This is a genomic window from Paenibacillus azoreducens, from assembly GCF_021654775.1.
GTDB classification, from domain to species: Bacteria; Bacillota; Bacilli; order Paenibacillales; family Paenibacillaceae; genus Paenibacillus_AQ; species Paenibacillus_AQ azoreducens.
This window is the reverse complement of sequence record NZ_AP025343.1, coordinates 4957097-4978682: the sequence shown is the minus strand read 5'-3', so window position 1 is coordinate 4978682 and position 21586 is coordinate 4957097. Positions and strand designations below refer to the sequence as shown.

The following is a 21586-nucleotide window of genomic DNA, read 5'->3' as shown; positions in this document are numbered from 1 at the left end:
GCAGTGAATCCATTGAAAGCAAAAGAGATTACGGTATTACTAGGTGTCATCGGCATCGTTCTCATGATGATTCTTCCGATCCCGACTTGGCTTTTGGACGTATTGCTCGTTATAAACATATCGTTGGCGCTCTTGATTTTACTTGTGGCCATGAATACGAAGGAAGCACTGCAATTTTCAATCTTTCCTTCCTTGCTGCTTATAACGACATTGTTCCGGCTGGCGCTGAATGTTTCGACCACAAAATTGATTTTGTCTGAAGGATTTGCCGGAACCGTGGTATCCACCTTTGGCAGTTGGATTGCGCGCGGACAAATCGCCGTCGGGTTTATCGTCTTTCTGATTTTGGTCGTGGTACAGTTTATCGTAATTACTAAAGGTTCCGAACGGGTTGCCGAAGTTGCCGCACGCTTCACGCTCGATGCGATGCCCGGCAAGCAGATGAGTATCGACGCCGACTTGAACGCAGGGCTGATCAACGAGCAGCAGGCCCGTGAACGCCGCCGCAAGGTCGAGCGCGAAGCCGATTATTACGGAGCTATGGATGGTGCAACCAAATTCGTCAAGGGCGATGCCATCGCTAGCATCATTATATTGATCATCAACTTGATCGGCGGATTTATCATCGGAATGTCAATACATAAAATGGGTTTTCAGGACGCGTTGTCAACCTATTCGGTTCTGACGATCGGCGACGGGCTTGTGAGCCAAATTCCGGCGCTGCTGATCTCAACGGCATCCGGTCTCATCGTGACGCGCTCCTCGTCGGAAGGCAATCTGGCTACCGATCTGACAGAGCAGTTGGGGTCTTATCCGAAGCTCTTGTATATCGTGGGCGGGACGGTCGCTTTGCTGGGACTATTCACGCCGATTCATTTCATCACAACGCTGCCTCTGGCTTTGGTTCTTATGTATGCAGCCTACAACATGCAAAAGAATATGGAGCGCAAGCAAATTGAAGAGGAGCAGCAGGAAGAAGAGCAGCAGATCGAGGAGGTCAGAAGTCCCGAAAGTGTCATCAACCTGCTGCAGGTTGATCCAATCGAATTCGAGTTCGGTTACGGGCTGATTCCGCTAGCGGACGTGCAGCAGGGTGGCGATCTGCTCGACCGGATTATCATGATCCGCAGACAATGTGCGCTGGAATTAGGACTTGTCGTTCCTGTCATTCGCATTCGCGACAATATTCAACTAAAACCGAATGAATACGTCATAAAAATTAAAGGAAATAACGTCGGTGGCGGTGAATTATTACTTAATCACTATTTGGCAATGAGTCCCGGGTATGATGACGAAAGCATTTCGGGTATTGAGACCCTGGAACCGGCCTTTGGACTCCCTGCATTGTGGATTGACGAAGCGACAAAAGAAAGAGCTGAACTCGCAGGTTATACCGTCGTTGATCCACCGTCCGTCGTGGCTACACATTTGACTGAGCTGATCAAGAAACATGCGCATGAACTCATCGGACGCCAGGAAACCAAAACGCTGGTCGACAATTTGCGCGAAAACTATCCTGTGCTCGTCGACGAATTGATTCCAAGCGTGCTCTCCATTGGGGATGTACAGAAAGTGTTGGCCAAGCTGCTCCGCGAGAAAATATCGATCCGCGATCTGGTTACAATTTTCGAAACGCTGGCTGACTCTGGTCAATACACCAAAGATCCGGATGTTCTGACGGAATACGTGAGACAAGCTCTTTCCAGGCAGATTACCCAGCAGTTCGCCCAGGAAGGGGAAACGCTGAAGGTGCTTACCGTAGGGCCATCGCTGGAGAAAAAGATCGCCGACAGCGTGCAGCAATCGGAACAGGGCAGTTACTTGGCTCTGGATCCGATGTCAACCCAAACGGTGTTTCAGAAGCTCAGCGAGCAGGTGAACCGTCTGCTGCAAACGGGACAACAACCTATTCTGCTGACGTCGCCTACGATACGCATGTATTTACGTCAAGTGATTGAGCGGACCATGCAGGATATCCCGGTGCTGTCCTACAGCGAACTTGAGCCGAATGTTGAAATTCAAAGCGTCGGAGTGGTGAACTTATGAGAGTAAAGCGATATTTGGTCGACACGATGCCCGAAGCTATGCTCCAGATCCGCAATGACCTTGGCAGCGATGCAGTTATCCTCAGCACGAAGGAAACCAAAATCGGCGGTTTCCTCGGCATGTTCCGGCAAAAGAAAATCGAGGTGGTCGCAGCGGTTGAACAAGAGGATAAGGCGAAGCCGGACAAGCCGCCGGTTTCCGCCGCCAGACCTGCTGCGGCCGTATTGCCGAAAGCTGTTCCACAGGCGTATAAGAAAACGCTCGAAGTCACATCTTCAGGACTTAACAGCGCTAGCGGCGCAGCTTCCGGACAAGCGGCGGCAGCCGAACGGGTTCAGCCGAATATCAATCCGGAAACGATGCCGGAAGCGGAGGGCAGCATTGATGCGGGTCGTTTTGAAGAGTTGATGCTCGAAGCCCAAAACGTTGGGGGCATGGCGTTGAGTGCGGAAAACCGGGGGGGATCGGTCACTGCGCCTGAACGAACCATAGACAAGAGCGGTGAAGCATTCGAAAACAAAAGCGGTTCGCCGGTTGAAGACAAGCTTTTGGCCGAGCTGCAGGAAATGAAGGCGTGGATGGCCAAAATTTCCCGCCAATCGGCCATGCAGCGCACGCTGCCCGATGAGCTTCAAAGCCTTCAGGACCGGCTTATACAGCAGGAGATAGAACCCTGTATCATTGAGGATTGGATCGGCAGCGCTTATGAACATTGGGAAGAAAACGGACGGCAGTTGGGCGGCGCCGAAATGGAGGCGTACATCCGCAATCAAATTGCATCATTTCTTTCGGAACGTTTTGGCGGGGGAATCGCCGGGGAAACCAAAGTGGTATATGTCGCTGGTCCTACGGGTGTCGGGAAAACGACGACGATTGCGAAAATGGCCGCGGAACAGCTGTTTAGGCACCACCGCAAGGTGGGCTTTATCACGTCGGATACATATCGGATTTCTGCCGTTGAACAGCTTCGGACATATGCATCCATTCTTAATGTGCCGCTCGAAGTCGTCCAATCGCCTGGTGACATGCAGCGCGCCATGCAGCGGCTGAGTTACTGCGACCTTATTTTAATGGACACAGCCGGTCGCAATTACCGCAATGAGCTGCTCGTTTCCGAACTGCAAAGCCTCTTTTCTCCGGTTGAGAAAAGCGAGACTTATCTGGTGCTTAGCCTGACTTCAAAAGGTCAGGATATGAAGAAAATTACCGAGCACTTCAACAGGTATGGACTGGACAAAGTGATATTTACCAAATTGGACGAGACCGGCAGTTATGGGTCGATCATCAATTTGATTCACGAATATCCTCTGCAGCTTTCATATATGACGAATGGCCAGAATGTTCCTGACGACCTGCTCCTGCCGGAAGAACTGATGGTCAGCAATTTGCTGCTGGGAGAAGAAGGAGCATGACAGATCAGGCTCAAATGCTAAGAAATCTGGTCATGAAGCGGGAACAAGAACGTACAGCCCGATTGTCAAACGCCGGACAGCGGACTGCCAAACTCATTACCGTAACAAGCGGGAAGGGGGGCGTAGGCAAATCGAACTTCACGTTGAATTTTGCGCTTGCCCTACAATCGATGGGCAAAAAGGTGTTGGTCTTCGATGCGGATATCGGCATGGCCAATATCGACGTGTTAATGGGCGTCACCGCCGAATATAACCTGTACCACCTGCTTCGGCGCGAGAAGCGCATCGATGAAATCATTGAGCGTGGTCCCGGCTTTCTGTCGTTTATCGCGGGAGGGTCCGGGATGTCCGAGTTGTTTTCCCTGTCGCAAAGCGATCTGAATTATTTTACGGAAGAAATCGAAAGGATCGCCGGCGAAATGGACTACATTATATTCGATACCGGTGCAGGTTTGTCCAAAGAAAACTTCAATTTTATCTATTCGTCGGATGAATGTTTGGTCGTGACCACGCCCGAACCCACCTCCATTACGGATGCCTACGCTCTGATCAAGGTGGTGAGTTCGAAGGGGAACGATACCGCATTCAAGTTGATTGTGAACCGGGCCGGCGATGAGAGAGAGGCCGATCAAACGGCGGACAAAATCATGATGGCCGCGCAGCGATTCCTGAAGGTACAGATCTCCATGCTCGGCTATATCAGTGAAGACCGCCATGTCGTGCAGGCGGTAAAGAAACAGGTCCCGTTTTCCATCGCTTTTCCGAACTGCACCGCATCGAGGGAAGTACAGCGGATTGCAAGGAGTTATATGCTTGTCCCGGCTTCAACGGAATCAGGTACCTTGACAGGAATCAAAGGATTTATGCAAAAGTGGCTTCGCCGTACAAAATGATTCTTCTGGAATAAGGAACAGGGGTGGAAATGGCATGACGCCATATAAAGTCCTAGTCGTTGATGACTCAGCATTTATGCGGAAAATTTTTTCGGATCTAATTGAAAAAGATCCTGCGTTTCAGGTGATCGGCACGGCGGCGAACGGGCGCGAGGCCGTTCAGAAGGTAGCCGGGTTGCAACCTGATATCGTCACCATGGATGTCGAAATGCCCGAAATGAACGGTCTCGAGGCTTTAAAGCTGATTATGGCGGAGAACCCGCTGCCGGTCATTATGCTATCAGCCATTAATGAGGAAGGGATGAAAGAAACCATCATAGCTCTGGAATCCGGAGCTTTTGATTTTATCCGCAAGCCTTCCCTTACCTATTCACAGCATATTGACCAGGTCGGAGATACGCTTTTGGGACAGCTTAAAGCAGCTATGACTGCGAGGGAAAGAAGAGCGGCTTTCAAGGCTGAAGAGGAGAAAAGGCGGCAGCAGAAAGCGGAGGCGCTGCAGGCGTTCCAAAGTCCGACTGCCGCCCCGCCTACAGGAGGGCGCGCACGTGAGCCTTTGAAGCGAGATCTGCCGCCAATGCCGCCAAACGTTAAAAAGACGGGGGCGGCGATTCAGAAACAAGAGCGCCGGAACATAGAGCCAAAGAAGGAGCCGAAGAAACCCAAATCAGCTCCCCAGCCGCATACCGCTATGCGTGAGATTGCGGCTGCCCCTGAAAAAACCGTTCCGTCAGTGCTGCCTTCCAAGCCTACGGAACAGCGGCAGACATTTACCCATCTAGTAGCAATCGGCTGTTCAACAGGGGGGCCGAGAGCGCTGAAAGTGGTGCTGGAGAAGCTTCCGGCGGATTTCCCCGCTCCGGTCGTTATCGTTCAGCATATGCCGCCGAATTTCACGAAGTCGCTCGCACAGCGGTTGGACTCGTTCAGCCAGCTGGAAGTGACTGAGGCAGAACATGGAATGGTGCTGCAAGCGGGCTGCGCATACATTGCTCCAGGCGGACGGCATATGAGGGTTGCTTCGGAGCCAGGAGGCCGTTTTACGGTGATGCTTTCCGATGATGAATCGGTGAATGGACACCGGCCGTCTGTTGACGTGCTTTTCGAATCGCTGCTTCCTCTGAATAAACTTACGCGCCATGCCGTGCTGATGACGGGCATGGGCAGCGACGGAGCCAGAATGATGAAGCGTTTATACGAAGCGGGCGTGAGCAGCACGTTTGCCGAAAGCGAGGAAACTTGCATTGTGTATGGCATGCCGCGTTCGGCGGTGGAACTCAATTGCGTAAGGCATGTTTTACCTCTTCACGATATTGCAGCCGGCGTGGTCCGCGCTGTGAAGTAACGGAAAGTGAACTTATAAAGGAGGTGTCTCACAATGGACATGAACCAATATCTTTCCATGTTTATTGATGAGTCGAATGATCATCTGCAATCACTTAACGAAAATATGCTTCTGCTCGAAGAAAACCCTAATGATCTCTCGATTGTACAAGTGATTTTCCGTTCGGCACACACCTTAAAAGGGATGGCTGCGACCATGGGCTTCGAAGATCTTGCAGCACTTACCCACCAGATGGAAAATGTGCTCGATCTGGTCCGCAATGAAAAACTTGCGATGCAGGACTTTATTTTCGATACCTTGTTTAAAGGGTTGGATGCCCTGGAGGCCATGGTTCAGGATATCACCGAAGGCGGCGAAGGAAAGGCCGATGTCACCGCCCTTTTGGCCGCGCTGCAGGCAATCGTCAGAGGAGAGGATTTATCCGCGAAACCGTCCGGGAATGATGCAAGTGCAGGGGCTGCTTCCGATACCGATGCCAATGACAGTGCGGGCATCCAGTTGGACGAATTCCAATATTCGGTCCTGAGTCAATCCATTGCCGACGGACATCGAGTGCTTTATTTGGATGTGCATATCCATGAGACCTGTCAGCTTAAAGCGGTGCGTGCATATATGGTATTTGATTTGCTTGAAAAATCAGGCGAGGTTGTCAAATCAGAACCATCTGCCCAGGACATCGAACAGGACAATTTTGATTACAGCTTTTCCCTTTATTACATAACGCTTAAGGATCCGGCTGAACTGGAAAGCCAAATTATGAATGTTTCGGAGATCGAAAAGGTGACGGTCAAAGAGCTTGACGAAGACACATTAAAACAAATGAGTCAACTTGGAGCGGCATCGCGCGAGTCGGCTGCAACGGCAGAGGCGCCGGTTACAGAAGGGGCCGTTCAACATGCTGCAGACAAGGAGCAGACCCAGAAAAAGGCGCCGGCCAAAACAGCGGCCAAAACCGGCGGGAATACTCCTAACCGAACCATCCGCGTGGACATCGAACGTCTTGACGTGCTGATCAACTTGTTCAGCGAACTTTTGATAGACCGTGTACGCCTGGAGCAGCTTGCCAGCGAGGTTCAAAATCATGCACTGACGGAGACGGTGGAGCATATGAGCCGCGTCAGCTCCGATCTGCAGGATATTGTTATGAAACTTCGGATGGTGCCAGTCGATACGGTCTTCAGCCGCTTCCCGCGCATGGTGCGTGATCTGGCCAAGTCTTTGGATAAAAAGGTCGATCTGGTCATTACCGGCGCCGAAACCGAGCTTGACCGCACGGTCATCGATGAAATCGGCGACCCGCTTGTCCATTTGCTTCGAAACGCCGTCGACCACGGCATTGAACCGATTGCGGATCGGATAGCAGCAGGCAAGCCTGAGACCGGTACCGTTCAACTTCGCGCTTTCCACAGCGGCAACCATGTCTTCATTGAAATTGAAGAGGATGGCCGCGGCATTTACCGCGATAAAATTCTGAAGACCGCCCTCAAGAAAGGGGTCGTAACGGAGGAAGAGGCTGCGGGCATGTCCGATGAAGAAGTGCATCAGCTTCTGTTTGCACCGGGATTCAGTACGGCGGAAAAAGTTTCGGACGTATCCGGCCGCGGCGTCGGATTGGATGTGGTCAAAGCGAAAATCACATCGCTTGGAGGACAAGTGACGATTTACTCTACTCCGGGCAAAGGAACGAATTTCTCTGTGCAGCTCCCGCTCACTCTTTCGATTATTGCAGCGATGCTCGTTAAAATGGGTTCGGAGAAATATGCGATCCCGCTCTCATCGATCGTGGAAACCGGAATCGTGCGGCAAGAACAAATCCGCAAGGTTCACGGCAATAAAATGATAGAGTTCCGGGGCATGCTGATTCCTTTAATATCGCTTAGCCGGATTTTCAATATCAAGGATTTTGACGAAAACGAAGAGGCCGAAACCGAAATTATCGTTATTCATAAAGGCGAACGCCTTGCGGCTTTGGCGATTGACGAATTTATCGGGCAGAACGAAATCGTTCTGAAAGGCCTGGGCAAATACCTGCCGCCAATCAAAGGCATTTCGGGCGCTACGATCCTTGGCGACGGCCAGGTTGCGCTAATACTTGATCCGAATGTATTTATCAAATAATGTGTCCGAGCCTGTATTCATTATAAGGAGGTTTTTCTCATGAGTGAGGAAATCAAAGTCATCGTATTTAAACTGGGCAGCGAAGAATACGGAATAGAAGTAGACAAGGTTCAGACGATCGAACGCATGCTTCCTATAACGAGAGTCCCCAAAACCTATGCGTTTGTGAAAGGGGTCATCAATTTGCGCGGAGTGGTTATTCCGGTAATCGATCTGCGCGGGCGCTTTGGATTGGAAGAAAGCGAATATAGCGATCAGACCCGGATCATTATCGTTGCGGTGAATGACATGGAAGTCGGCTTTATCGTTGACTCCGCGAACGACGTTATTGATCTGCAGAAGGATCGAATCGAAACGCCGCCTGAAGTGGTGGGAGGCATTAAAGCGAAGTACCTGGACGGGGTAGCGAAAATCGGCGATGACCGCCTGCTGATTATGTTGAATCTGTCCGAGGTGCTGAACAAAAACGAAATCATTCAATTGGAAAGCTTAGAGGAATAGCCTGTGGAGGTCTTTAAACATTTTAAAGAGTTCAAAATGGATGTCTTGCGGGAAGTTGGAAATATTGGTGCCGGCAACGCTGCTACCGCGTTGTCCCGGCTCCTGAACAAGCCCGTTGACATGGCGGTGCCAAAGGTGCAGCTTCTGCCATTTGAAGAAATCTCCGAGATGGTAGGAGGGGCCGAGCAGATTGTTATTGCCATTTTCCTGAGGGTAGAGGGGGATGCGCCGGGGAATCTGTTTTTCATCCTTTCCCCTGATGCTGCCAAAGGCCTGTTGAAAAGGCTGGTTGGCATGCATCCCGAAACAGACGGCTTCCTTAATGAAATGGAGCAGTCAGCCTTATGCGAGATCGGTAATATTTTGGCGGGATCCTATTTATCCTCATTAGCCGATTTCACGAAATTGGCCATGTCCCCGACCGTCCCTGCACTTGCAATGGACATGGCTGGGGCGATCCTTAGTTACGGCCTGCTGCAGTTCGGACAAATGGGAGACGATGCCCTTTTGATCGATACGACATTCCTTGAGGGCAATCATGAGGTGGAGGGCCAATTTTTTCTGATTCCTGATCCCGACTCATTCGCCAAGATTTTCCGATCATTGGGAGTACCGGTGGATCATGATTGAAGAGCAAAGCGTTGTAAAAGTAGGCATGGCCGATTTGAATGTTATCCAGCATTCCGGAGTCATCCGGACGGTCGGGCTCGGCTCCTGCGTTGGACTGACGATGTACGATTCTCAGCTGAATCTAGCGGGAATGGCTCATGTAATGCTCCCTTCGTCGGACATCGCCCGCGAGGGCCAGCTTAATACCGCAAAATATGCGGATACGGCGCTGCCTGCGCTCTTGGACAAGCTTTTGCAGCTAGGTGCTTCCCCCTCGCGCATCGTCGCCAAAATGGCAGGAGGATCGCAAATGTTCGCATTTGCCGGTACCGGGGACACCATGAGGATTGGACCGCGGAATGTGGAATCCTGCAAGTTGAAACTGGCGGAACTTCATATTCCGCTCATTGCTGAAGACACGGGCGGAAACTACGGACGTACGATCGAAATGGATGCGAGTACGGGAATATTGTATATCCGCAGTGTACAAACAGGTGTAAAGGAAATGTAGCCATGAGAGGAAATCTGCTGTTTAATCTGGTGTTTGGCATTATTGGGTTTATTTTTACCCTGCTGTTTTCTTTGACGAATAATTTGTTTATGACCAGCGTTATACGCGGACTGATATCATTTGCAGCGTGGTTTTTGCTTGCGTTTCTGCTTCGGTGGGCATGGGCGTCGATCAGTACCCCGGCAGCCGGAGCGGCACTAGAGGGCGGAGAGGAAGCTGGCGAAACCGGAACCCGGTTCGATGTGACAACTCCTGACGAGAGCGACGAGCTGAATGAGCTTTTGAAGCAAAAGCCAGAGCAGTCATCTGGAAGCGAAGATGCTTTTACTCCGCTCAATCCGCCGAAACTAGTCACGAAAAAAGATCCTGAAGAATTGGCCCAAGCGGTTCGTCACCTGACAGAAAAATAAGGAGGGTGAGGGTAGTGAACGATCGTAAAACTTCTCATCTGAATCACGCCGAGCTTTGGGAAGAGTGGAAAGAACATGGGAGTTTGGAAGCCAAAAAACAATTGATCGAAAAATATTTGCATATCGTCGATTATGTGTCCGGCCGACTAGCGATCGGACTGCCGAAAAATGTCTCAAAGGATGATTTGGCGAGCAATGGCGTTATGGGGCTGATTGACGCGATTGACAAGTTTGATTACAAACGGGGACTTCAGTTTGAAACCTATGCTTCCTTTCGGGTGCGGGGGGCTATATTGGATTCCCTGCGCCAAGGCGACTGGGTACCCCGTTCCGTCCGCGAAAAAGCCAAGAAAATAGAAGAAGCATACCAAAAGCTGGAACAGAAGCATCTGCGTACGGTAACGGACGCCGAAATGAGCGACTATCTGAACGTTTCCGAGAAAGAGTTTCAACACATGCTGCAGGAGGTGGCGGTGATGTCCCTTTGCTCACTGGAGGATCCGATCAGGGAAGAAGAGTCTGAAACAAGGCTCTCCATCATGGTGGACGATAAGGCTAAAAATCCGGACTACAAAGTGAACGAGTTTTATTTAAAAGAGTCTTTAATCAAAGGCCTTGAGAAACTTACCGAAAAAGAACGAACCGTTGTGTCCTTGCTGTATTATGAAGATTTGTCGCTCAGCGAGATTGCTGAAGTGATGTCTCTTTCGCCTTCGAGAATTTCTCAACTGCATTCCAAAGCCATTCTGAGGCTGCGTGGGACGCTGGAAAAACACCGGGATTTGCTGCTGCAAAATGATTAAACCGTTGTAGGAATAGAGGGGAGGAAAAGGGTTGACAGCTCAATTTGCGTTAGAAACATTTTTAAATGTCACGTTTTCGGATGACAACAGTGTTGCCTATATCCAATTTTCGAAACGCGATGAGGGTTTCAAATGCACAGAAGACGAACTAATGTTGTTCCTCCACAGTCATAAGATTCTTTTTGGGATCGAGAGGGATATCGTCAGCCGGATTGCCAGCCATCCGCAGGAATATATGTTTGGCCGTACGCCGATTGCCATGGGTGTACAGCCGGTGGGCGGTCAGGATGGTTATATTGAATACGCTTTTAAGCTTCGGAACGAACGGGAGCAAAGACCGCTGGAAACGGCGGACGGGAAGGTGGATTATAAGGAACTTCTAAGCCTCAACAACGTAAAGAAAGGGCAGCTAATCGCCAAACGGATCCCGCCGCAGCCAGGAATACCCGGCACTTCTGTTACCGGAGAGATGATCCCTTTTAAGCCGGGAAAAGAAGCCTATTTTAGAGTAGGAAAAAATGTGGTGCTTGACCCTGAACAAACCGCGATGTATTCGGCTATCGATGGTCTGATAACCATTACGGAAAAAGGAAAAATCAATGTTTTTCCGGTTTATGAAGTGAATGGGGACGTAGATTACAGCGTCGGCAACATTGACTTTGTAGGGACGGTCGTGGTCCGCGGGAACGTATTGACGGGCTTTCGGATCAAAGCGGCTGGCGATATCCGCGTTGTCGGCGGCGTTGAAGGCGCCGAACTGGAAGCGGAAGGCTCCATCGAGATTACAAGCGGTATTATCGGTTACAACAAGGGGTGCGTGAAGGCGGGGAAAATCGTCAAAAGCTCTTTTATTCAGGATGGTAACGTCATTGCCGGCGAAGAGGTGATTGTATCGCAAAGCATCATGCATTCCAATATCCGGGCCGGAAAAAATGTCATTTGCAACGGTACCAAAGGATTGATCGTGGGTGGCAGCATTCAGGCGGGAGAGAGGGTAACGGCCCGCACGATTGGAAACAGCATGTCCACGACAACATCCATTGAAGTAGGCGTACAGCCTGAGCTGAGGAACGAGTTAACCGAACTTCGCACGCGGGTCAAACAGCTGAAAGAAGCGATCGACAAGACGGACAAGGCGCTGTATCTATTGAACCAGCTGGCTGCCGTGGGACAACTAACGCCTGATAAGGTCGCTCTTCGCGTCAAATTGAATGCGACGAAGAAATCGACCCAGCGGGAAGAGACGGAAGCAAAAGAACGGATTCTTGAAATCGAAAAAACGCTTGAAGATATCGTAAAAGCGCAGGTGGATGTCATAAGAATGATCTATGGAGGATCCAAAATCGTCATCGGCAGATATACCCGGTTCATCAAAGATCCGGCGGAACGCGTTTCCTTCCTGATTCACGAGGGCGATATTTCGATGATTCCATATATCTAAGCGAGCAGGATCAATGCTTTCAGACGGTTGACATTTGATTTGCGGGAGGGTGAATGTCCGTGAGCATGAAATCGGTGGAGATGCAAATCGCTATTCCGCGTACGACCGAGGCGGGGAAAATACAAACCGATGTTCATCACAGAACTGCGCAAGAACAGCAATTTCTGGCGGGAGAGCAGCTCAAGGAAACGCAGAATCTCCGCCAGCGCAGTACGGGCGTTGATGAAACGGCGAATGCTGCCGTGCGGGATGAAGGCAAGGACAAGGGGAATTCCCCAAAGCATGGTTCTTCCCCGCAAAAGTCAAAGCAGGAAAAGGGAGATCATCAGGATGCGGAGCACCCATACAAGGGACACCGTTTTGATGTTTCTCTTTGATTTATGGCTGTCCAGAAGTTAGCCCTTATGATTACGATCAATTAATCAGAACATATTGACTTAAAGGAGAACAACGGGTTTGAAACCATGGATTATAGTCGCCATATTGGGCGCAGCCGCCATCGTATATGCTCTTATGCTGCCTAAGCGGAAAGCAGATAAGTCTTCTTCGGACAAAGACAAAATCGTGCAAGAAGTAGAAGCGACGCTGGAGCAATATTTCGCAGATATCGAACGGGAAAATGAAGAACTGGTTGGGCTCATCGCCCAAATGAAGCAGGAAGCATCCTCAAAGCAGCTGGCACAGCAGGAGCAGCTTGTCGAAATGAGGCAGCGGATGATTCAGCTGGAACAACAGCAAGCTCAATATGAAGCAAGGATGGCGGCTTTGGAAGAGGGGAGCAAACACGCCGCGTCACAGCCTCCGCAGAGCGTTCCCGAAACGCTGGGGACCCAAGGTAGCCGTGCCGGGGATGAGTCTGATCATAACGAATCGGAAGCTTCTGCCGAGGAAGGCTTGGAGCCTTCGATCCGCGAGCGTTATCCGGAACTGTTTGAACTTCACGCCCAAGGCAAATCAATAGAAGGGATTGCCAAACGGGTAGGAATGCAGAAGGGCGAGGTACAGCTCATACTGCAGCTCGCCAAGCAGGAGGGATCGCTGTGATTAAAAATCGCTCTTTTATGATCGGACTCGGCAGCGGTTTATTAGCCGGGGCTCTTTTGCTGCAGTTAATGAATGCGGGGACGGAACATCAAGCAGCGTCCATCGTTCCGGAAGCCCGGCAGCTGACAAAGGAAAAACTGCAAGAAGAGGCCGAAGCTATGAAGCTGAAAGTCGTGGACCCAGGTGACAAGCGGATGACAGAGGAAGAATGGAAGCAGCGCATGATTGACAAAAGTTCGAAACCGCAAGGAAACGGCGTCAAAGCTCCGGCAGCGGGAAATGCGGCTAAAGCGCCACAGACCCCGCAGCAGCCAGAAGCTCCGAAGCAGCAAGCCGAAAAGGGGAAACCTAAAACGGAGGGGCCGTCAGAAGGCAAAACTCCGAACGCTCCGGCAGATCCTTCAGTAAGCGTGAAGATTGCGAACGGCAGCAATTTGACCGATGTTGCCGACCAATTGAAGAAGGCGGGGGTTATTTCAGACGCGTCCGCTTTTGTACAAAAAGGAAGGGGCCAGAAGATGAGCACCAAAATCCGTTCCGGTTCGTATGAGTTCGCGCCGGGCGAGGATTTCGACAGCATTATCGGCAAAATCACATCAAAACCGCCCCGCTGACGCTACATTGCAGCCGGACGGTTTTTTTGAGATTATAGAATGAATAAGTTTTTTGGGGTCCCGCAAAGTATGTGGGATATGCATCGAAGCATAGGCTCCACCTTGTGGGGGATTTTGCTGCTGGCGAATCGTGAAAATCCCGTGAATAGGCGTTGCATCGGTCATTCACTTATGGTATATTAAATGACGGTGTTAAAACACACGCTGTCGGATTTCGTAAAGGGTGCTTTCCTCAGGGAGAGTCTTGACGAGAAATGAAAACAGCGGAGGACACAAAAAACCAAACTTAGGAGGTGTGTGAAGATGGCAGTTATCTCCATGAAACAGCTTCTCGAAGCTGGTGTTCACTTCGGTCACCAAACACGTCGTTGGAACCCGAAAATGGATAAATATATCTTCACTGAAAGAAACGGAATTTACATTATTGACCTGCAAAAAACAGTTAAAAAGGTCGAAGAAGCTTTTAACTTCGTTAAAAGCGTTGCTGAAGAGAACGGAACAATCCTGTTCGTCGGCACGAAAAAACAAGCTCAAGACTCCGTCAAAGAAGAAGCTGAACGTTGCGGCATGTACTACATCAACCAACGTTGGCTCGGCGGAACTTTGACGAACTTCGAAACCATCCAAAAACGTATCAATCGTTTGAAAGAACTCGAAAAATGGGAAGAAGACGGCACATTTGCTGTTCTCCCTAAAAAAGAAGTCATCCTTCTCCGCAAAGAGAAAGATCGTCTTGAAAAATTCCTCGGCGGAATCAAGAACATGAAAGGCCTGCCTAGCGCCTTGTTCATCATTGATCCTCGCAAAGAACGCATCGCAGTTGCCGAAGCTCGCAAATTGGGTATCCCAATTGTTGGTATCGTTGATACAAACTGTGATCCGGACGAAATTGACTACGTAATTCCTGGTAATGACGATGCGATTCGTGCCGTTAAATTGCTGACTGGCAAAATGGCTGACGCTGTGGTGGAAGCTCACCAAGGCGAAGAGACGACTGCCTAATTCGGCGCATAGCAAGTCCAGACATGAATTAAATGAAAAGGGTGGTTGGTAGGTGTATAACCTCTCACTGCCCTTTTTTTGAGATATAAGGGCTGAAGGCTTACGGGGCGTCCGTTTCTTATGTCGCAAGAAAACAGTCCGTTATATAAGAAAAACGGGCATTGAACAAACTAATGAACAAAACTTTTGGAGGGAATATCTATGGCAGTTAGTGCTAGTGCGGTAAAAGAGCTTCGTGAAAAAACAGGCGCAGGTATGTTGGATTGTAAAAAAGCGCTGGAAGAAGCAAACGGCGACATCACGAAAGCGGTTGAACTTCTTCGCGAAAAAGGTCTTGCTGCGGCAGCGAATAAAGCTGGACGCGTTGCAACAGAAGGCGTTGTGGAATCTTATATTCACGGTGGAGGCCGCATCGGGGTCCTCGTTGAAATCAACTGCGAAACCGACTTTGTCGGCAAAACCGATCAATTCAAAGAGTTTGCACGTGACATCGCTATGCATATCGCGGCTTCCAGCCCTCGTTATGTAGCGCGTGAAGAGGTGCCACAAGAGGAAATTGAAAAAGAAAAAGAAATTTTGAAGGCTCAAGCTCTGAATGAAGGCAAGCCTGAAAAAATCGTTGAAAAAATGGTTGAAGGCCGCATTGGCAAATACTACGAAGAATTCTGCTTGCTCGAGCAGTCCTTCATCAAAGATCCGGATAAAACCATCGCTACTTTGCTGAAAGAAAAAATCAGCACGATCGGTGAAAATATCTCGATCCGCCGTTTCGTTCGTTACGAACTGGGCGAAGGCATGGAGAAAAAAGTGGAAAACTTCGCAGAAGAAGTTATGGCGCAAGTGAAAAACTAAACTCCATAAGCAACGGTTTATGCTTTAGAGGGAATATTGTACAATAAAGAGCGGAACACGCCAGTGTTCCCTCTTTTTTCAGAGATCAGAAAAACAAAAGCTTTGCGTGAAATACCACCTGATCTCGTAAGAAAAACATCCGCTGCAAGGCAAGAAAGCCGACATCGGAAGTTTTTCTTTAGAGTATGTGAAGTGACATCAGTTCTGGTATGCTCTGTATATAGAGGTTGTTCAAACCACTAATAGGGCAGGTAGCAAAGACGGTTTCTTAAACGGGCACCAGACAGGTGCTGTCTTAAAGTGGAGGGTAAACATTTTGAAAGAGCCTATATTTAAACGAGTTGTCTTGAAAGTTAGTGGGGAATCTCTGGCAGGCCAAAATGGTTATGGCATTGATGCGGCGACGATTTCATCGATCGCTGAACAAGTGAAAGAAGTTGTGGAACTGGGCGTTCAGGTCGCAATTGTATGCGGCGGCGGCAATATCTGGCGCGGCATCGCAGGCAGCTCCAGCGGCATCGATCGCGCAACGGCTGACTACATGGGGATGCTGGCTACGGTGATGAACTCGCTTGCACTGCAGGATGCACTGGAACAAATTGAGGTTCCGACGCGAGTGCAGACTTCCATCGCCATGCAGCAGATTGCCGAGCCTTACATCCGCCGCAGAGCCATCCGCCATCTGGAAAAAGGCCGTGTCGTTATTTTCGCGGCTGGCACAGGCAACCCGTTCTTCTCGACAGATACGACAGCCGCGCTGCGCGCAGCTGAGATTGAAGCCGAAGTGATTCTGATGGCCAAAAACAAAGTGGATGGCGTCTATTCCGCTGATCCTTTCAAAGACAGCACGGCACAGAAATATGAACAGCTGACTTATCTTGATGTATTGAATAAAAACCTGGGTGTGATGGACTCCACAGCATCTTCCCTCTGCATGGACAATAACATTCCACTGATCGTATTTGCAATTACCGAGCAAGGAAACATTAAACGGGTCGTTCAAGGCGAGAAAATCGGAACGATCGTTAAAGGGAGTGTAGATTAATGCCTCAAACGGTGAAAAAACACGCGGAGGAGCGCATGGATAAGGCGATCTCCGCTTTGAAAAGAGATTTGGCGACCCTTCGTGCCGGACGCGCGACTCCAGCGCTTCTGGACCGGATTCAAGTCGAATATTATGGAGCGATGACCCCGCTAAATCAGCTGGCCAACATCAGCACGCCGGATTCGCGCACGCTTATGATTCAGCCATGGGATAAATCTTCGCTGGCCGACGTTGAGAAAGCTATCCTGAAATCCGATCTTGGACTGACGCCTGCAAACGACGGGAATACGATCCGCCTTGTCATTCCGCCGCTGACGGAAGAACGCCGCATGGAATTGGTGAAAATGACCAAGAAGTTCGGCGAGGAAGCCAAAGTGGCCATTCGCAATATCCGCCGCGACGCGAACGACGACATTAAAAAAATGGAAAAAACCGATATATCTGAAGATGAATCTCGCCGTCACCAGGAAGATATCCAGAAAACGACGGATAAATTCGTCGCGGAAGTCGACAAAGTGCTCGTAGCTAAAGAAAAAGAGATCATGGAAGTATAAGAGACTTGCGGCCCCTCCTATAATGGTGGGGTTTGTGTCTTTTTTTGCAGAAACCCGCATGGAGGAACTAGAATGATCAAACGAGTTCGATCGTGGTGGACACGGGAAGACAAAATGGAGCCGTCTGCGCCATCTATAGACAATGTTCCTGAACATGTCGCGATTATTATGGATGGCAACGGTCGCTGGGCGAAAAGGCAAGGGCTTCCCCGTTTTATCGGGCACCGAAGCGGAATGAAGGCCGTGAAACGGACGACGATCGCCGCGGATAAACTGGGAATCAAATATTTGACATTGTACGCCTTCTCGACTGAAAATTGGAAGCGTCCAAAAGACGAAGTCGACTTTCTCATGCGTCTGCCCCAGGAATTCCTGGCTATAGAGCTGGAAGAACTGATCGAGAATAATGTACAGGTTCGGATGATGGGAGATCGCGAAGGTTTGCCTTCCTACACGATAAACGCCATGGAGGAAGCTGTTCGCCGCACGGCGGACAATGACGGGCTGGTGCTTAATTTCGCGCTTAATTATGGCAGCAGGAAAGAAATTACTGATTGCATGCGAGAATTGGGGCGGAAAATCGAAGCGGGGACTTTGAAGCCGGAAGACATTACGGAGGAAATGCTGGATCAGTATATGCTCTCCAGCGGAATTCCGGATCCGGATTTGATCATACGAACCAGCGGAGAGATGCGAATCAGCAATTTTATGCTGTGGCAGATGGCGTACAGCGAAATGTGGTTTACCGATGTTTATTGGCCTGATTTCAATGAGCATTATTTATATGAAGCTGTTGCCGAATACCAGCGCAGGACGCGGAGATATGGCGGACTGACTTAGCCTGATGGAGGAGAGAATCGTTGAAACAACGACTGATTACCGGAGTCATTGCTGGAGTTGTTTTTTTGGGATTTTGCCTGCTTGGAGGGCTTCCGTTCCATCTCATCGTTTTGGCGATGGCAATGATCGGATACTATGAATTCGTGCGGATGACCAAGGTATCTCCCTTTGGCGGCACAGCCTTGCTTGGATATTTGGGAGTTTTGACGTTTATGTTTCCGTGGGAGCTGCTGAATATCGACTTTCCTCTTTCATGGGATCATACCGTCTGGCTGCTGATGTTCTTGTTTATGCTGGTGACCGTCATCACGAAAAATAAAATTGGAATCCAACAAGCGGCCATGCTGTTTTTGGGCGTTGTTTATGTCGGAACCGGCTTTTCATATATTGCCGCTTCCCGCAGCACTCCCGACGGCTACGGCCTGTTCTGGACGTTCCTGCTGCTTTGCTCGATATGGGCCAGTGACGCAGGAGCTTATTTTGTAGGGAAATGGATCGGCAGAAACAAACTTTGGCCGGCGATCAGCCCGAATAAGACCATTGAAGGCGCGCTTGGAGGCGTCGTGATATCGATGGCCACCGCAATGGTCTTTTCTCTGTTTTCTGGAGGCATTCTCGGCTTAGGACGAGCCCTTGCCATCGGGCTTGCTTGCGCCGTGGTCGGACAGTTGGGAGATTTAATCCAATCCGCATACAAACGCGTTTACGGGATCAAAGACTCGGGCACGCTCCTGCCGGGGCATGGCGGTATTTTGGACCGGTGCGACAGTTGGATTATCGTCTTTCCGTTCGTACATATCATGATGCTGATGCCTTATTAAAATAGAGAGAAGGTTTCATTATGAAAAAAATTAGTGTGCTGGGATCCACGGGTTCGATTGGAACGCAGACCCTAGATGTGGTGGCGAAGCATGCCGAACATTTTCAAATCGAAGGCCTCGCGGCCGGGAATAATGCCGGCTTGCTTTTGGAGCAAGTACGCAAGTTCAATCCCCGGAAGGTCTCGGTGGCAACACGCGAGCAGGCGGAGCGAATTCAAACGGAAGTGCCTGCGGGAACGAAGGTATATTACGGAGACCAGGGCCTGATTGAAATTGCCGCAGGTACGGACGCCGATCTGGTCGTTACCGCAGTGATGGGCAGTGTGGGGCTTCCGTCTACGCTTGCGGCAATCGAAGCGGGAAAAACGATTGGACTGGCCAATAAGGAGACGCTGATCACGGCGGGACATATCGTAACGGCGCTAGCGCGTAAAAAAGGCGTCTCAGTCCTGCCGATCGACAGCGAGCATTCGGCCATATTTCAATGTTTGAACGGTGAACGCCGTCAGGATCTGGCGAGCATAACGCTGACCGCTTCAGGCGGTTCCTTCCGTGACCGGACGCGCGAAGAGCTTAAGGATGTCACCGTCGAAGACGCCCTTAAGCATCCGAACTGGTCCATGGGAGCCAAAATCACGATCGATTCCGCCACCATGGTGAACAAAGGGTTGGAAGTAATCGAAGCCCACTGGTTGTTTGACCTGCCGTATGAGAAAATCAATGTGCTTATGCATCCCGAAAGCATTATCCACTCCTTCGTGGAATTCAAGGATACAAGCATTATTGCCCAGCTCGGCAATCCGGATATGCGGGTGCCGATTCAATATGCGCTCACGTATCCCGAACGTTGGGAATCCCCTTCAAAACGCCTGTCGTTGGCTGAGGTAGGAAAACTTCATTTTCGCGAAATGGACTTCGGGCGCTTCCCGTGTTTAAGAGCGGCTTATGATTGTGGTAAAATGGGTGGTACAGCCACCACTGCATTCAACGCCGCAAACGAGGTGGCGGTTGCGCGGTTTCTGCGCAAAGAGATTTCATTTTTGCAAATTGAGGATATCATCGAAAGAGTGCTTGATCAGCATAGCAACATTCCGGAACCTGAACTTGCGGAAATTGAAGCTTGCGACAAGCTCACCCGGGAAATTGCGGCCAAGCTGTAATATGCGGCTGGAATTTCTTAACCGCAGGCAACCCACTCTTCTCCCTTATCTAAAAAATGGCTCAATAGCGATTAGTGATTCTCTTGTGCGGGGCCGGAGAATAATGATAATCTATAAAGACTAAAAACGCAGACGAGCCTGGATGCTTTCATCCGTATAAATCAGGGGACTGCATTAGTCCGCCGTGATGGATAATGAATCTGCCTTAGAATCCATGGATGCCATTGATTTATGGATTATGCAGCTTCGGTCTCAGACAAAGAAGGGGGATGCGATGAATTGGAAATGGTGCAGGTAGTTTTTTTGACAGTGCTCATGTTTTTCGTCATTGTAACCGTGCATGAGTGGGGACATTATTATTTCGCTAAACGCGCCGGCATTTTGGTGCGGGAGTTTGCGATCGGCTTTGGTCCGAAGCTTTTTTCTTATAAACGCGGCGAGACCCAATTTACGCTTCGTTTACTGCCGTTTGGAGGTTATGCCCGCATGGCCGGTGAAGATCCGGAGCTCGTGGAGATCCATCCGGGGCAAACGGTCGCGATTCGGGTCAAGGACGATGAAGTTAAAAAGATCTATTTGGATCAATTGGACAACCGCAAAAACGTAATCCGCGGGGAAGTGGAGTTCATCGATTTGACGGACAGCTTGAAAATCCGTCTGGACGTGGATGGTGAAATCCAGCAGTACCCGGTCCATCCGCAGGCGATGCTGGTGGCAAAATCCCAGGAAACGCAAATCGCTCCGCGGGATCGCCAGTTTGCCAGCAAGTCGGTCGGCCAACGGGCGTTGTCCATTTTTGCGGGACCTCTGATGAACTTTATATTGGCGTTTATTTTGTTCGGAGTTCATTTACAAATGGCTGGAATTCCGCTTGAGAATCCGACGTACATCGTCATCGGGGAAGTCTCGAAAGGGATGCCGGCGGATGAAGCCCATTTGAAAAAAGGCGACATTATCGACACGGTCAATGGTGTCAGAATCGGTACCGATTCTCAGAAAATGATCGATATGACGGCCAAGTCCAAAGGTAAACCGATGAAGTGGACGATCCGCCGCGGAGATGAAGTGTTTAACGTGACGATGACGCCGCGTACATTAGAAGGGCAGGAAGGTGGGAAAGTGGGGATTACCACTCAGCTTCCAACCCGCAAGGCAGGCATCGGCGAGACCTTTACCGGAGCAGGAGCCGCTATGGTTGATTGGACCAAAATCACTTTCCAGAGTTTCGGCAAGTTGATCAAAAAGTTCAATATGAACGACATCGGCGGTCCGGTGCGGACTTTTGAAGTGACGGGCCAGATTGCCAAGCAAGGTATCGTCCAGCTTACGTATTGGGCTGCAATCCTGAGTTTGTATCTCGGAATTTTCAATCTGCTGCCCATTCCGGCAATGGATGGAAGCCGTCTTGTATTTCTTGGCGTCGAGGCGGTGCGAGGAAAGCCGATTGATCCGGGCCGGGAAGGGATGGTCCACTTTGTGGGCTTTGCGATGCTCTTCCTATTAATGATTGCGGTCACCTATAATGATATTCTAAGATTAATCAACGGATAATTGAGATGAACTTC

The 21586-nt window shown here is 50.0% G+C and carries 22 protein-coding genes; all 22 read left to right on the top strand.

Annotated features, from left to right (window positions below; translation table 11 throughout):
• Positions 1-12 precede the first annotated feature (12 nt).
• Positions 13-2046 (top strand): flagellar biosynthesis protein FlhA, encoded by a 2034-nt coding sequence (gene flhA, locus L6442_RS21905; protein ID WP_212980606.1) that lies wholly within the window; start codon positions 13-15, stop codon positions 2044-2046.
• Positions 2043-3458: a flagellar biosynthesis GTPase FlhF gene (flhF, locus tag L6442_RS21900; protein WP_212980582.1), complete on the top strand. Its 1416-nt coding sequence runs from the start codon at positions 2043-2045 to the stop codon at positions 3456-3458. Before flhA ends, flhF begins: the two co-directional genes overlap by 4 nt.
• Entirely contained in the window at positions 3455-4351 is an 897-nt protein-coding gene (locus L6442_RS21895; protein ID WP_212980583.1) for a MinD/ParA family protein, read from the top strand. Before flhF ends, L6442_RS21895 begins: the two co-directional genes overlap by 4 nt.
• A gap of 34 nt (positions 4352-4385) precedes the next feature.
• Positions 4386-5696, top strand: coding sequence for a protein-glutamate methylesterase/protein-glutamine glutaminase (locus tag L6442_RS21890; protein ID WP_212980584.1), 1311 nt, complete (start codon positions 4386-4388; stop codon positions 5694-5696).
• Positions 5697-5729: 33 nt separating this feature from the next.
• The gene (locus L6442_RS21885) at positions 5730-7814 is read left to right on the top strand and encodes a chemotaxis protein CheA (RefSeq protein WP_212980585.1); all 2085 of its coding nucleotides are present in this window, start codon (positions 5730-5732) and stop codon (positions 7812-7814) included.
• 39 nt (positions 7815-7853) lie between these two features.
• Entirely contained in the window at positions 7854-8315 is a 462-nt protein-coding gene (locus L6442_RS21880) for a chemotaxis protein CheW (RefSeq protein ID WP_194230493.1), read from the top strand.
• Positions 8316-8351: 36 nt separating this feature from the next.
• Positions 8352-8945: a chemotaxis protein CheC gene (locus L6442_RS21875; RefSeq protein ID WP_373871849.1), complete on the top strand. Its 594-nt coding sequence runs from the start codon at positions 8352-8354 to the stop codon at positions 8943-8945.
• Complete coding sequence (locus tag L6442_RS21870) at positions 8938-9435, top strand: chemotaxis protein CheD (protein ID WP_212980587.1); 498 nt, start codon at positions 8938-8940, stop codon at positions 9433-9435. The genes L6442_RS21875 and L6442_RS21870 overlap by 8 nt, the downstream gene beginning before the upstream one ends.
• Before the next feature lie 2 nt (positions 9436-9437).
• Positions 9438-9845: a hypothetical protein gene (locus L6442_RS21865; RefSeq protein ID WP_194230490.1), complete on the top strand. Its 408-nt coding sequence runs from the start codon at positions 9438-9440 to the stop codon at positions 9843-9845.
• A gap of 14 nt (positions 9846-9859) precedes the next feature.
• On the top strand, positions 9860-10648 hold the full coding sequence (locus L6442_RS21860; protein ID WP_194230489.1) for a FliA/WhiG family RNA polymerase sigma factor: 789 nt from the start codon (positions 9860-9862) through the stop codon (positions 10646-10648).
• 31 nt (positions 10649-10679) lie between these two features.
• The gene (locus L6442_RS21855; RefSeq protein ID WP_212980588.1) at positions 10680-12089 is read left to right on the top strand and encodes a FapA family protein; all 1410 of its coding nucleotides are present in this window, start codon (positions 10680-10682) and stop codon (positions 12087-12089) included.
• Positions 12090-12154: 65 nt separating this feature from the next.
• Positions 12155-12466 carry a hypothetical protein gene (locus L6442_RS21850; protein WP_228100928.1) on the top strand — a complete coding sequence of 104 codons (312 nt, stop codon included), beginning with the start codon at positions 12155-12157 and terminating at the stop codon, positions 12464-12466.
• Positions 12467-12545: 79 nt separating this feature from the next.
• A complete protein-coding gene (locus tag L6442_RS21845; RefSeq protein ID WP_212980589.1) occupies positions 12546-13133 on the top strand; it encodes a DUF6115 domain-containing protein in 588 nt (195 codons plus the stop codon).
• Positions 13130-13747 carry an endolytic transglycosylase MltG gene (locus L6442_RS21840; protein WP_212980590.1) on the top strand — a complete coding sequence of 206 codons (618 nt, stop codon included), beginning with the start codon at positions 13130-13132 and terminating at the stop codon, positions 13745-13747. Before L6442_RS21845 ends, L6442_RS21840 begins: the two co-directional genes overlap by 4 nt.
• A 303-nt stretch (positions 13748-14050) precedes the next feature.
• Entirely contained in the window at positions 14051-14749 is a 699-nt protein-coding gene (gene rpsB, locus L6442_RS21835) for a 30S ribosomal protein S2 (RefSeq protein WP_160497016.1), read from the top strand.
• Positions 14750-14950: 201 nt separating this feature from the next.
• Positions 14951-15601, top strand: coding sequence for a translation elongation factor Ts (gene tsf / locus L6442_RS21830; protein ID WP_194230484.1), 651 nt, complete (start codon positions 14951-14953; stop codon positions 15599-15601).
• A gap of 316 nt (positions 15602-15917) precedes the next feature.
• Positions 15918-16646 carry a UMP kinase gene (pyrH, locus tag L6442_RS21825; protein WP_194230483.1) on the top strand — a complete coding sequence of 243 codons (729 nt, stop codon included), beginning with the start codon at positions 15918-15920 and terminating at the stop codon, positions 16644-16646.
• Positions 16646-17200: a ribosome recycling factor gene (frr, locus tag L6442_RS21820; RefSeq protein WP_212980591.1), complete on the top strand. Its 555-nt coding sequence runs from the start codon at positions 16646-16648 to the stop codon at positions 17198-17200. Before pyrH ends, frr begins: the two co-directional genes overlap by 1 nt.
• 72 nt (positions 17201-17272) lie before the next feature.
• Positions 17273-18040, top strand: a complete 768-nt coding sequence (locus L6442_RS21815) for an undecaprenyl pyrophosphate synthase (RefSeq protein WP_194230481.1) — start codon at positions 17273-17275, stop codon at positions 18038-18040.
• 20 nt (positions 18041-18060) lie between these two features.
• Positions 18061-18861 carry a phosphatidate cytidylyltransferase gene (locus tag L6442_RS21810; RefSeq protein WP_194230480.1) on the top strand — a complete coding sequence of 267 codons (801 nt, stop codon included), beginning with the start codon at positions 18061-18063 and terminating at the stop codon, positions 18859-18861.
• 20 nt (positions 18862-18881) lie between these two features.
• The gene (locus L6442_RS21805; RefSeq protein WP_212980592.1) at positions 18882-20021 is read left to right on the top strand and encodes a 1-deoxy-D-xylulose-5-phosphate reductoisomerase; all 1140 of its coding nucleotides are present in this window, start codon (positions 18882-18884) and stop codon (positions 20019-20021) included.
• A 279-nt stretch (positions 20022-20300) separates the two neighbouring features.
• Positions 20301-21572 (top strand): RIP metalloprotease RseP, encoded by a 1272-nt coding sequence (rseP, locus tag L6442_RS21800; RefSeq protein ID WP_212980607.1) that lies wholly within the window; start codon positions 20301-20303, stop codon positions 21570-21572.
• Positions 21573-21586: the final 14 nt, after the last annotated feature.

Coding starts and splice junctions, on each gene's coding strand:
- flhF (WP_212980582.1), top strand. CDS start 2,043: ATGAGAGTAAAGCGATATTTGGTCGACACGATGCCCGAAGCTATGCTC.
- L6442_RS21895 (WP_212980583.1), top strand. CDS start 3,455: ATGACAGATCAGGCTCAAATGCTAAGAAATCTGGTCATGAAGCGGGAA.
- L6442_RS21890 (WP_212980584.1), top strand. CDS start 4,386: ATGACGCCATATAAAGTCCTAGTCGTTGATGACTCAGCATTTATGCGG.
- L6442_RS21885 (WP_212980585.1), top strand. CDS start 5,730: ATGGACATGAACCAATATCTTTCCATGTTTATTGATGAGTCGAATGAT.
- L6442_RS21880 (WP_194230493.1), top strand. CDS start 7,854: ATGAGTGAGGAAATCAAAGTCATCGTATTTAAACTGGGCAGCGAAGAA.
- L6442_RS21875 (WP_373871849.1), top strand. CDS start 8,352: ATGGATGTCTTGCGGGAAGTTGGAAATATTGGTGCCGGCAACGCTGCT.
- L6442_RS21870 (WP_212980587.1), top strand. CDS start 8,938: ATGATTGAAGAGCAAAGCGTTGTAAAAGTAGGCATGGCCGATTTGAAT.
- L6442_RS21865 (WP_194230490.1), top strand. CDS start 9,438: ATGAGAGGAAATCTGCTGTTTAATCTGGTGTTTGGCATTATTGGGTTT.
- L6442_RS21850 (WP_228100928.1), top strand. CDS start 12,155: ATGAAATCGGTGGAGATGCAAATCGCTATTCCGCGTACGACCGAGGCG.
- rpsB (WP_160497016.1), top strand. CDS start 14,051: ATGGCAGTTATCTCCATGAAACAGCTTCTCGAAGCTGGTGTTCACTTC.
- tsf (WP_194230484.1), top strand. CDS start 14,951: ATGGCAGTTAGTGCTAGTGCGGTAAAAGAGCTTCGTGAAAAAACAGGC.
- frr (WP_212980591.1), top strand. CDS start 16,646: ATGCCTCAAACGGTGAAAAAACACGCGGAGGAGCGCATGGATAAGGCG.
- L6442_RS21815 (WP_194230481.1), top strand. CDS start 17,273: ATGATCAAACGAGTTCGATCGTGGTGGACACGGGAAGACAAAATGGAG.
- L6442_RS21805 (WP_212980592.1), top strand. CDS start 18,882: ATGAAAAAAATTAGTGTGCTGGGATCCACGGGTTCGATTGGAACGCAG.